The 12,324-nt window shown below is 43.4% G+C and carries 11 protein-coding genes; all 11 read right to left on the reverse strand.

Annotated features, from left to right (window positions below):
• Positions 1 to 8: 8 nt before the first annotated feature.
• The gene (locus tag ACE1CM_RS47640) at positions 9 to 1,127 is read right to left on the reverse strand and encodes a glycosyltransferase family 2 protein (protein ID WP_374886638.1); all 1,119 of its coding nucleotides are present in this window, start codon (positions 1,125 to 1,127) and stop codon (positions 9 to 11) included.
• Entirely contained in the window at positions 1,120 to 2,349 is a 1,230-nt protein-coding gene (locus ACE1CM_RS47645; RefSeq protein WP_374886639.1) for a glycosyltransferase, read from the reverse strand. Before ACE1CM_RS47645 ends, ACE1CM_RS47640 begins: the two co-directional genes overlap by 8 nt.
• Before the next feature lie 91 nt (positions 2,350 to 2,440).
• Positions 2,441 to 3,286 (reverse strand): glycosyltransferase, encoded by an 846-nt coding sequence (locus ACE1CM_RS47650; protein ID WP_374886640.1) that lies wholly within the window; start codon positions 3,284 to 3,286, stop codon positions 2,441 to 2,443.
• A gap of 63 nt (positions 3,287 to 3,349) precedes the next feature.
• Positions 3,350 to 4,345: a glycosyltransferase family 2 protein gene (locus tag ACE1CM_RS47655; protein ID WP_374886641.1), complete on the reverse strand. Its 996-nt coding sequence runs from the start codon at positions 4,343 to 4,345 to the stop codon at positions 3,350 to 3,352.
• A complete protein-coding gene (locus ACE1CM_RS47660) occupies positions 4,338 to 5,360 on the reverse strand; it encodes a polysaccharide deacetylase family protein (protein ID WP_374886642.1) in 1,023 nt (340 codons plus the stop codon). Before ACE1CM_RS47660 ends, ACE1CM_RS47655 begins: the two co-directional genes overlap by 8 nt.
• On the reverse strand, positions 5,357 to 6,109 hold the full coding sequence (locus ACE1CM_RS47665; protein ID WP_374886643.1) for a methyltransferase domain-containing protein: 753 nt from the start codon (positions 6,107 to 6,109) through the stop codon (positions 5,357 to 5,359). Before ACE1CM_RS47665 ends, ACE1CM_RS47660 begins: the two co-directional genes overlap by 4 nt.
• Positions 6,110 to 6,142: 33 nt before the next feature.
• Positions 6,143 to 7,087 carry a glycosyltransferase family 2 protein gene (locus ACE1CM_RS47670; RefSeq protein ID WP_374886644.1) on the reverse strand — a complete coding sequence of 315 codons (945 nt, stop codon included), beginning with the start codon at positions 7,085 to 7,087 and terminating at the stop codon, positions 6,143 to 6,145.
• Positions 7,088 to 7,108: 21 nt separating this feature from the next.
• Positions 7,109 to 8,134: a glycosyltransferase family 2 protein gene (locus tag ACE1CM_RS47675; RefSeq protein WP_374886645.1), complete on the reverse strand. Its 1,026-nt coding sequence runs from the start codon at positions 8,132 to 8,134 to the stop codon at positions 7,109 to 7,111.
• Entirely contained in the window at positions 8,131 to 9,858 is a 1,728-nt protein-coding gene (locus ACE1CM_RS47680; RefSeq protein WP_374886646.1) for a glycosyltransferase family 39 protein, read from the reverse strand. The genes ACE1CM_RS47675 and ACE1CM_RS47680 overlap by 4 nt, the downstream gene beginning before the upstream one ends.
• A 28-nt stretch (positions 9,859 to 9,886) precedes the next feature.
• The gene (locus ACE1CM_RS47685) at positions 9,887 to 11,257 is read right to left on the reverse strand and encodes a glycosyltransferase family 4 protein (RefSeq protein WP_374886647.1); all 1,371 of its coding nucleotides are present in this window, start codon (positions 11,255 to 11,257) and stop codon (positions 9,887 to 9,889) included.
• Positions 11,244 to 12,308, reverse strand: coding sequence for a glycosyltransferase family 2 protein (locus tag ACE1CM_RS47690; RefSeq protein WP_374886648.1), 1,065 nt, complete (start codon positions 12,306 to 12,308; stop codon positions 11,244 to 11,246). The genes ACE1CM_RS47685 and ACE1CM_RS47690 overlap by 14 nt, the downstream gene beginning before the upstream one ends.
• Positions 12,309 to 12,324 lie beyond the last annotated feature (16 nt).

A 12,324-nucleotide genomic window follows, 5' to 3' on the forward strand; every position in this document is an offset into this window, starting at 1 on the left:
AACAATTATTAGTTTTTATCCAATTTTTGAAAGCGGTATTTTTCATACAGTTTGTAAGGAACTAATTCCCTGATTTTGACCAGTTTATACATATCATTTAAATTAAGATTTATAGGTTTTTTTGGATAACTTTTTTTTATTTTTCTTGTATAAAAATTTTTAGTTAAAAAACCATATTTTATATATTGCATAAACATTTGATATAAATTTTTCATAGTTAAAATATAGATATCGTGACGTAAAAGCGTCATGGTTAAATCTAGCTGTAAAGATTTGTACAGCCAAGTTAAACTATTGGAATATTTGCTGGATTCAAAACTTTGATAAGCTAAATAAAGATAAAAATTACTGCCAGACCAATGATAAATTTGCTCAGGAATTTCTGGATGTTTTTGACGAATCATCTGCATGAGTAACTCATAAAATTTGACCATAGATGCATCCTTATAAGACGTACTCAAAGAATTTTTACGATAGCCAATCAGAAATTCTGGTACTACTCCAAATTGATAACATTCAGCAATACGCAGGTAAAGTTCCCAGTCTTCAGAACCATGAGAATGTTCATCTTTCAACTGTTCATTATTATAGCCCCCCACTTTTTCTAAACAAGTTCTGCGGATTAAAACAGCACTACCATTACCTATAAAATTGTGCCATAATAACGGCAGATAAACTTTTCCTTCCTGTGCAGAAGCATGAAAACCACCAGTGAGAAAATCATCTTCATTAATATCAACTGACCAAGAATATACAAGGCCAACTGAAGAATCAGATTTAATCATACACTTTACCTGTTTTTCTAGATTCTCAGGATACCAGATATCATCTGCATCAATTGGCGCAATAAATTCTCCTCTAGACTTTTGAATTGCTAAGTTACGCGCTGCTGCTACTCCAGCATTAGGCTGTTGCAACAGCCTAACTCGCCCATCGAGTTTCGCAATTGACTGAACTATCTCAGCAGTTCGATCTTGAGAGCCATCATCGACTACTATTACTTCAAGATTATCATAAGTTTGAGCAAGAACTGATTTTAAAGTTCTCTCAATAAATCTCTGGGCATTGTAAGCAGGGATAATTACCGAAACTAAAGGAGCATTATCAGTTGGGGAAGAATTAACCATAATAATTATTATAGCTTAAGTTTTGTAATAAATCTAAGGTTTGTTTAAGCATTTTATCCTCAGAAAAATCTTTGACTCTTAATTGGGCATTTTCAGCCATTATTTGCATTATATTATAATTGTGTAAAGCCCAACGGATTGCTTCTAGTAGATCGCAACTATCTCCCTTACGAACCAATAAACCGTGAATTTTATGTTCAATTACTTCGGGAATACCATCAGTAATAGTTGTAATTACGGGTAAGCCATAAGCCATTGCTTCGAGTAATGCAAATGGTTGTCCTTCATAATAAGTAGGAAACACAAATAAGTCAGCCGCTTGTAATAATCTCGGAATATCCGAACGATAACCCAAGCATAAAACCTGTTCTGTAATTTTATATTGTTTGAGTAAATTAAGCAGGGATTGTTTTTCTTCACCATCTCCTACCCAAACAAATTTTAGCTCGGGAAATTCTCTCGTTAAATGAGGAATAGCCGGAATTAAAAAATCATGTCCTTTTTGCTTACTTAAACGCGCGACGGTGAGAGCAATTTTAGTTTGTTCAGATAATTGCAATTCCTTTCTAACTTGATAGCGTAGCTGGCTAATATCTTCAGCTAATTCGGCTTTAATTTCAGCGCCATTATAAATACAAGATACTTGTTCTTTAGGAATTTGAAATGATTGACTAATAGACTGACAATTACTCAGAGAAACTCCAACCCATTGCTGCTTTCTCTGATGCGCCCACTGATATAATTTTAATTTTATTGGACTTAATGCTAGGGGATAAGGTACTAACTGAAAAACGACAACTGTCGGTATTTGTAAAAAACCACAAGCGAGAATACTTCCTAAGCCAAAATCAGGCCAGGGAAGAACAATCATAACAACATTGGGTTTAAGCTTAATTAACAAAAGTATAGTTTTGAAAAAATGAGGTATTTTACTTAAATCAAATTTGACACGAGGAATAATTAACTCTTTCAAAATCGGCATTAAAGACTGATGCTTGTTGCTGATTTCCAAAAAACCAGGAATATCTGTTTCTGCAATACTTAAAGGGTAATAACTAATTCCAGCTCGAGCTAAATCTCCAATCAAAGAATTTATACCTTCAGTTGGAGGAAATGCTACGTTAACTTCCCATTTGGCTTGAGTAGCAGTTTTGGCAATTTTTAAGCTATATTCTTCGACTCCACCACGTTTAGTTGAGGGAATAATTATTAATGCTTTCATATATTTTGACAAAGATATTGATAAGTAAAATCAAAAAGGCGATGATTTTGAGCAATAGTAGCTTGAGAATCTGATGAGTATGGCATATAGATTAAATTGAATAAAAAGCCTTAAGCTTTCCAAGTATATAAAAAAGTCGATATACTGGACTCAAAACGAGCCACTTAAGATCGCTCTTACTTTTCAAGATAAATTTGATATCTTCCTTGACTAAATAATACCATGCGATCGCACTACTAATCATATGTTTATCCCCACCGTAAAGCTGTTTGTAAGCCCGATGTTCGTTATAAGACCGTAAATAAACTTTTGAAAAAGATTCATTATGGGAATGGTAAACAGTTGCTTGGGGTTCATAGATAATTTTATATCCAAGGCGAAGTACATTAGCCGCCCATTCTTGATCCTCAGCATAGGATAGAGTTTCATGAAATGGTTGGGTTTCCCATATACTGCGACGTACTGCTGAATTGGAGTTAGAAAAGCAGAAGTTCGCAGGATCTTTTGCATCATTTTGCACTCGAATGCTCTCGCCATAGTATGATAGGTAGTCTCGCCGTACTGGTGGCCAAGCATCTAAATGTGGTAGCTGTTTGCCATAGGTAGCTGCCACATTCGGATCGTTAAATGGTTTTACCAGCATCTCCAACCAATCCGTATCTTTGGGAAATGCATGAGCGCTTAGAGAAATAACAACATCTCCTTTGGCTGCTTCGAAGCCAATGTTTAAAGATTTTCCATAAGTGAAATCTTCGCTCTTAATCTGGATCAAGTTAATGTTTTGCCATTGCCGCACAATTTCTACTGTTTTATCGGTAGAGCCAGAGTCAACGACAATAATGTCATAGGGTTGAAGAGTTTGACTACTGATAATATTAAGCGTCTTAGCGATCGCAGCTTCCTCGTTCTTGGTTCTGATTAGGATAGAAACTTTCATGCTTCTAGCTATTTTTGTTATAATTGTTAACTTGAAACCATATTAGCAAAGATTGTCAAATTTTTAACGAATCTCAACCAAAGCCGAGTTCAGCATTTTCCTTGCCTGTCTATATATGTCCCTCGATAAAACGAAAGGATATTGAATAGTTTTCAGCAATCTAAATAATTTTGGGTGCCTATAGGGGAAAAATGCTTGGTTAAGTTTTTTCCAAACCAGAGGATTTTTTATGTCTTGCTCAACCAAATATTTTTCTAACCAAGTTAGGTATTTGAATCGTCCAACTTGTTCTACTTCGCGTCCTTTTCCTTCTCTCCATGCAGTTCGCCAGTAACTATTCGGATGCATTCGGTATCGATCCCAACACTCGCTAGAAACGTATACAGGATATTTCAGAAAAACCTTCGAGTGGAAAACCATATCTTCATTGGCGTTTCTGAAATCTTCTTCAAACCCTCCCATATCTTTAAATGTAGAACTGCGGACTATCATGCTGCACGAACAAGGATAGATATCTCTATCTTGCAAATAGAGAATGAGCTGCGTCGGTGGCGCGATAAGTTGATCGAATTTAATGCTAGTTATTGTCATTGGATCTGGCTCGTTCTCCGCCAAAGAAAATATCGAACGGCAGGGATTATCAGTAGACCAACTGAACCAAAACTGAGTTCTACCGTATAGCATAGCAGCCTCTGGATAGTTCTCAATAATATTTATTTGCTGTTCCAATTTATGTGGCAGCCAAACATCATCAGCATCGAGAAAAGCAATGTATTCTCCTTTAGCATGGCGAATACCTAGATTGCGAGTTGCGCTCATTCCCCGATTTTGATGTTGTTCGTGTTCTAGATAATAAACTTTTTCGGGATAATTCTGGGCATATTTTAAGGCTACAGAAGTGCTTTCATCGGTTGAGCCATCATCTGCCAGAAAAAGTTCCCAGTTATCATAGGTTTGAGCGAATATACTTTCTATGGCCTCAATGAAGAATTTTTCACCGGCATTGAAAAATATGATAATGCAAGAAACTAGGGGTTTTTTATTTGTCTGTTCAAGCATAAAACCACCTCGATAGTTGTTTGGCAAATTTATCCCCATTCCAGTTTTTGACGGCAAAGCGAGGCAATTGAAAACGGTCGCTTTGTTGCCAAGCACTATCCTGAACAGTAGAACAGGCACAGTCAAACCCAAGAGTTCGGGCTAGCTCAACTGTTTGAGCAGAGCGATTTCCAAAAGGATAAGAAAAACTTGTTATGGGATAATTGAGCAAGTTTTCCAAGAAAACTTTGCTGTCTTGAATCTCATTTTTTTGAACAGTTTCTGAATGTTCAGAGAGACAGGGATGTGTAACTGTGTGAGCGCCAATTTCTATGAGATTGTTTGCGCCTAGATCGATTAATTCTTCAGGAGATAGAGGGCGATAGGATGGGAATGAACTCTGCTCAGAGTTGCTCCAGGATTGGATATCTTTGAGGATGCGGAACTGTTCATTGTCTGAGAGCGATCGCATCTTATCCCAGACACAGTAAAAGAAAAATAGTCGAGAGCCTGGTTTTGCTTTCCAAGGATCGAACTTACTATCTCGTAGATAGTCTTTTTGACTATAATTACTAGCTTGACCTACATCCCATTGATGAATCTTGCCATCAATACTCAGACTTAGTTTTTCTGGTAAATTTGTCGGTTGTAGCAGCAAACGTTCTAATTCATCCCACCAAAACTCACGCTCTCCTCCAATATAACCAGTCGTGACAAAGATAGTTGCTGGTATACCATAGGACTCTAGAATTGGTTTGGCATGATAGAGATTATCTGCATAACCGTCATCAAAGGTGACAACTACTGCTCTTTCTGGTATATTGCCATCCCGATGCGCTTGAACGAATTGTTTGAGGCTAATGGGGTGGGCATATTTAGTTAAAACTTCTAGTTGTTGGGCGAAGTGTTCTGGTGTGACACAAAGACACCAGGGATCAAAATCTACTTTGGCGATTCTGTGATACATCAAGATCGGTGCTTTTTGGGCTGAGAATCGCTTTTGGATTTTGTAAACAGCATTCTTAAAGAAATTCATGTTAATGCCTCTGGCTTCACTGCCCGAATAGCGATCGCTACTGGATAACTAGGGTCGCGATAATCTAACTCATCGGTTCGGATTTCTTGGGTACTCAATCCCTGTAGAAATGCTGTGGCTGACAAGACATTGCCAAAGCTTTCAATCTCAATGTTTTCCGGTGGAAAAACTTCTTCCAACAGTCGTTTTGCCGATAGAGTGGTAAAATTCCAGCACCAACATTTACTCCAATCACTATCGTTTAATGAAGTGATGCCAGGAATAGTAACGAGCAAAACACCACCGGGTTTCAAAATTCGATAGGCAGTTTTGATTGCTAGGCGAACTTCGTATATTAGCTGAAGAGTTTGCACTAGGATAAAGCAGTCAAAAGTATCGGAAGGAATTTGGGGGGCATCAGTTAAATCTCCCACAATCGTTGCTTCTGGGTTCCCTTCTTCGACGTGAAGCACATCACTTTGAGTTACGTTTGTGGCACCAAATTTGTAAGTGTAGTAGGCGTCGCCAATTGCCAACACGCGCCCGCGAACATCCTGAGAATGGCGGGACAAAAAGTTCTCAATGTAGTAGCGGTCAATCGGCACTCCACGGTCTAAGCCCCAATTTGAACTGATCGGTGTTGTGCGTCGCAAATCGCCCCATCGCACCATTCCCAAAGGCGGGCTGACGCTATAAACGTGCAATTTATTTTTGAGCCATTGGTAGGCAGTGTCTGGTAATGTCCGCTTTGCTATTCGATCTAAATTCACGCCAAAAATCTCCTAATAATTAATTGATGGAACCTAATATTTTGGGATCAGCGATTTCACTAACCCTCGGATTTGTCCGTTCGAGCGATCGATCATTTTTTTGAACTTAAACAATGTGGGATTGCGATAGGCTAATAATGCGTTGTTAAGGGCCTTCCAGACTTGAGCATCTTGGATTTTCTGAGCGGATAAATAATTTTCTAGCCAGTTCAAGAAAAACTGACGGACAATCTGATAGTTTCCAGATTTGTTCACAACTGAACCGCAAGAATCTGGGTGCAACCGATATTTATCCCAACACTCACCTGAAACAAAAACGGGATATTGAAGATAAAGCTTAGCAAAAAAAGCTTGATCTTCGTATAACTGATAAATTCCCTGATACCCCGCCTCAAATCCGCCCAGAAGTTCGATAATTTCCCGTCGTAACATAATATCAGAAGGTGGTGGGGGCGTAGCGTGTCCCAAAGGATAGCATTGGGTTAACAGCGTTGGTGGGTGATAGATTTGCGGTGAAAGATAAGCATCGGGAATGTAGTCTCTTTGAATATCTTCAGGGTTACCTGTCCAGCTTAACCAATATTGACTGCGCCCATAAACCATCCCTACATCAGGCTGGGATTCGATGATTTCTACCTGCCGAGCTAATTTGTGAGGTAACCAGACATCATCGGCATCCAGAAAAGCGATGTATTGACCTTTGGCGTTACGAATACCTAAGTTGCGGGTTGCACTCATACCGCGATTTTGATGGTTTTCGTGTTCAAGATAGCGCACTTTGTCAGGGTATTTTTGAGCGTAGGCTTGAGCAATGGCGGTACTGCGATCGCTTGAGCCATCATCGGCTAGTAAGAGTTCCCAGTTGTCATAGCTTTGAGCGAATACGCTTTCAATGGCTTCCTCAAAAAACTTCTCACCATTGAAAAAGATAATGATACAAGAAACTAGGGGTTTGTTCATCAGGGCATCCTTACTCATTACTTGCTCAAAAACATTTTCTCAAAAAGTCAGGATTGCACGGAAATTGTTTTTTACTTCCCTAAGTATTAATTGTTTCCCCATCCGCAAAATCAGGGGTATTAAACTCCGAATCACTTTTAAGGAACGACTACATTTTAGGGCTTCTTGAATTTGAATGGTTGCCGCAGCTAAATCTTCTCGATCGAGCATTTGGGGGACGGTGTATCCAATGGCGTCTAATGCCCAGTTTACTCTGGCTTGATTGACGAGTTGGTTAGCATTTGTTTGGGGCAGATAGGATTGAAAAATCTCAATTGCCCGACGCACGTCCCGCATGTTTTCACCTGTACGCATGTGACGTCCGCTACTGGAATTGGAGTGCATTCGGTATAGCGCTAGCGGCTCGACTTCGTACCAAACTGGGTAGTTTGCGGCAATGCGTACCCACATTTCCCAATCCTCACTCCAGGATAAACGATTATCAAACCCACCAAGCTTTTCGTATACCTCGCGTCGCACAACAATTGAAGGGGTTTGAATGCGCTGTTCAACTGCGATTCGCTCTAACCAATTACTGAGAACACCACTTTCTTGTTGCTCCAACCAAGTGGGATTTTGCCAATGACTTTGCTCATCCATCAAAATTTGGCGACAGAAGGCAGCGCCTATTTCTGGCTTTTGCTCGAATGCTTGTTGCAGCTTGCGATAGAAACCACGGCGCACGCAGTCGTCACCGTGCAGAAGATGAATTAGGTGTCCGCGCGATCGCTCTAAGCAAGTTTGAAAATTCTTGACATGGCCTACATTTTGTGGTTGCTGATAGAATCCCACGCGCCCCCGTCCCAGTTCTTCCACCACTGCAGCTGGATCGTCCTGAGTCGAGCGATCGTCAACCACCTCAATTTGCATCACTTCAGCGCCAGGATCTTGGGCGAGAACGCTAGCCAGTGTTTGGCGCAGATACTTGGCACAATTATAGGTGGGAATCATTACCGACCACAGGGGGCGAGATACACCCTCTGGGACGGGTGGAAGCGTTGCGCGATAGGGATGTTGTTCGTTCATTGCTTCTGGGGGAGGATGCGATAAATTAGCCAGTCTGGGCTTTCTTGTTTCAGTTCGCAAGTACGCTGGATGTACTTTACAAAGATGGGGTTGTTTTGCCAAATTTTACTTTTTTGCTTGTTAACAATTCCTAGCCAATCAGCTCCCTGAGCGCGAAGTTGATCTAAATCTGCAATTAAAGCTTTATCCTCACCCTGGGGTAGGTCATCCCACCAAGGAATGTTTGACCAGGCAGGTGGAAAAACCCACCCACGACGCTGGCTGTAGTAGATGGCAATCGGATTGCCAATTTCATTGGGTATGGTGGCAACAAGGTCGCCTGGTTGGCTGATTTGGCGCAGTGCTAGTCCCAGTTTGTAGCTTTGCTCAGCATAGGGGTAGTACATAATCCACAAATTGCGATGCCCAAGTCCACCGATAATCAGCAGGATGGCTGCGATGGTTGCAACTGAAGCGGGCGTTCGCGCGATCCGATGGGTCAACGATGCGATCGCCAGAATGGCATGTCCTGCCAGTGCTGCTGCTGCCGGGTTAATCAGGTGAAAATTATAGGGCTGATCGACAAGATGCTTCGCTCCAATCAAGTAATACATCGCCAACCCAAACACCCACCAGTGAAACAGCCACGTTGCACCAGAATTATCTCCTAACGGTCGATCGGACTCAGCCTTGGGTACTAAGTTAATCGTTTGAGCCGACGCGGAGAGGGCCAAACGCGGCAACCCGGAGAGATTTTGAGCAAAAATTTCCGCCTCTCCCCGCGTCCTTGCGTCCTCGTGTCTGCTTATCTGAGCGACATTCGATTCAGAATTACCATTCCATTGGGGAGGGCGAAGCACGAGACCAACAAAAACAAGCACAATTACAGGTTTTGTCCAGAGCCAGCTGTTCAAACTCTCGTACAATTTTGGCAGGTAATATTGTTCGCTCAACCATTTAGCCAAGCCGTGATCCCAAAGCCAACTACCCGCTCCCGCAAAGTGATGTGGCGGATAAGTCAGATAAAGATATCTTGCCCAGAGATAGTAGGCAATAACTAACGCAAGGCTGAATACTGCCGCCATACCGATTGCCAACAGCTTCTTCGGTTGCAGGATGCGTTTCCAACCCAGGATGGCGAGCATCGCGTAGATCATTGGAATCGCGACAACTAAGCCAGTCAGTTTTGTTAAGAAGCCCCAAGTACCGATCGCAGTAGCAAGTAACAAATATTGCAGGCGTTCCGTTTTGCAGTAAGCAACTAAAAGCCAGCAGCCAGTTGTAACCAGGGCAACCATTGCGGGATCGGGGAGAAATTGACGTTCGATATAGATACTTCCAGGTAACAGCGCCATCACTGCCGCCCCCATCAATGCATGTTCTTGATCCCAAACACAACTGATGAGTTTATAAAGGGCAAAGATACCCCAGACACCAAACATTACTGCTACAGAACGCCCAACCCAGTCATGTTGACCCACAACAACATAAAGCAATGCAGCAAGATAGCTAACAGTTTGAAACTCGCGTCCGTTGTAACTAGGGCCAGGGCCATCCCAGCTAATTTCCGGGTAAAAGATATTCCAGTTCCGGCGGTAGAAGTTATCCGCCATCATCGCCGTGCTGGCTTCTCGCCAACTGAAATAATCTATGAAGGGTTGGTTGATATGACGGAACCGCAAAATTGCCGCAACAATCAGGATTGCTATCAGCAGATAAGATTGGGTTCGGGAAGATATTTTCATTTAGCTTGCTGCTACCTCCAAAGTTTCGTTACCCACCCGATTTCAAGATCAAGTCCCGTAATTGCCCCCCAACGACCTCCAGGGAAAAGTACTCCTCCACTCGCCGTCGGGCTCGCTTGCCCAACTCGCGCCCCCAATCCGGGTCGTCTAGGATACGACCCAAAGCCAGTGTAAACGCTGCTACATCAGAGCGCGGCACTACTAGCCCGCCTGAAGCTTCGCCGTGCTTCAAGATATCCGGAACTCCAGAGGCGGCGGCGGCAACCAAAGGCAAGCCGCAAGCCATTGCCTCAATCGGTGCGACTGGAAAGCCTTCATAAATCGATGGAAAGGCATAAACATCGCCAGCACAGAGAAAACGTTGGATTTCGGTGCGGTCAGTGACATATTTATCCAGCCATAAGACATTCTTCATGGGCAGCGCCTCGATGCGATCGCGCAATTTTTCTGCGTCTTGACCCGTTCCCATTAAATGCAGCCGCAAATCTCGATTTGTCCGTTGGCGGCAAATCTGCTCCCAGGCATCTAACAATAAATCTAAACGTTTTGTAGAAAACTCAATCCGTCCATGCCACACTACTACCTGAGCCTCAGCTGGGATACCTAGCTTTTCTCGTGCCTCATTGCGATCGCTCCCATTCCATAGACCCAAATCTATCGGGTTGAAGATTTGGGCGGTTTTGTCGGATGGTAAATTATAAGTTTGGCAAACTCGTTCAATTTCCGTTTGCGGCCCAATCGCTAAACCACCACAAGCTTGCACAGTCAAGCGTCGCAGCAAAAAGCGTGCCAACAAATTCGGATCGTAAGAACCTCCCTGAAACGTTGCCAACACCGGCAAACCCATTAGCCGCCCCAATAATACGCAAGCGTCGAAGCGTGCAGACTCGTAATCCTGGCAAAAAATAGCACTGCAATTGTAGCGCCGCAATTCTTGAGCCACCAACCCTAATGGTGTAGCGAGATAGGGTGCTAATTGATTCAGAATTTTCAACCAAATACGGCGAACTCCGCCCACGTCGCCGAAAACCTCTGCAAAACTCCCAGAGGATAAATAAGGATTGGGGTTGAGCATCTGGCGGCGAATGGCGCGGTAGCCCTTGGGAACCGGCAGAACGACAATTGTAGAGTCTGTGGGGGCGTATTCATAGCGCACTGGTGCATCCACGCGAGCTGAGATTAAGATCAGTACGGTTCGGACTCCGACTCGCCGCAAGCCATCCATGTAACCGAGCATCCAGCCACCTGGGCCATCGGTGCAGAAAGTTTCCAGGGAAACGCCGATGCTGTCTAAAAAATCTTCCCACACATCGCCCCAAGGCAATAGAGCGATCGCTGGTTCCATTTTGTCAGCCATAGGGTTAACATCCCCCTGCAAGTCCGACTCAGTTAGCATCATGGCATTTAATTTCTTCTTGTGCAAATTTTGTTTTGGGTTTGAATAACGATGCTTCGAGTACCGTCTGTTGCAGCCACTTTTTACTTGCCCTGAGCATTAACCAAACTGCTAAGGCGATTTCTGCCGGATTATGGCTGCACAAAAGTCCTTCACGAATCTGAGCGATCGCTGCAACGACATCGCCCTTGTCAATCATCTGCCCTGCGATGTAAAAAGCCCAATCAGCCCAACTCGATCCGGCTTTACGGGATAGTTCTCCAGCAATATGTGGGGGTAAATAAGCGCGAGTAATCTCTGTCGCCATACGAACATCGCGAATATTTTGACCCGTGCGGATCGAGCGTTTGGTGATCGAATTCGAGCGATCGCGGTAAAGTACTAATGGCTCGACTTCGTAAGCGATTGAGTATTGGGCGGCAATTCGTACCCACATTTCCCAATCCTCGCCGCAGCTTTTCATGCGACAATCAAACCCACCGAGTTGTTCGTAAACCTCCCGCCGGACAACCATCGCGGGAGTTTGCAGCGTTAGTTCGGTAGCAATTCGCTCTAACCAATTATTCAGAATGCCGCTTTGGTTTTGCTCCAGGGGGATGAAACGCTGCCAATGCCCCCAATCGTCCATAATAATTTGGCGGCAAAAGCCAGCGCCTATCTGTGGATATTGCTCGAATAGAGCTTGGATTTTGCGGTAGAAGCCATCCATCACGCAATCGTCACCGTGGAGCAGGTGGATTAGGTGTCCGCGCGATCGCTGCAAGCAGGTGGCAAAATTTTTGATATAGCCTACATTCTGCGGCTGTTGATAGAACTCCACGCGCCCCCGTCCCAGTTCTTCCACCACTGCTGCTGGATCGTCCTGGGTCGAGCGATCGTCAACTACCTGAATTTGCATCACTTCAGCGCCAGGATCTTGGGATAACACGCTCGCCAATGTCTCGCGCAGATAATTGGCACAATTATAGGTTGGAATCATCACCGACCACAGGGGGCGCGATACGCCCTCTGGAACTGGTGGAATCGTTGCCCGATCAGGATGTGGTTCGTTCATAAAAATTAGGCTGTTA

It is taken from the genome of Microseira sp. BLCC-F43 (genome assembly GCF_041929235.1).
GTDB lineage: Bacteria > Cyanobacteriota > Cyanobacteriia > Cyanobacteriales > Aerosakkonemataceae > Microseira.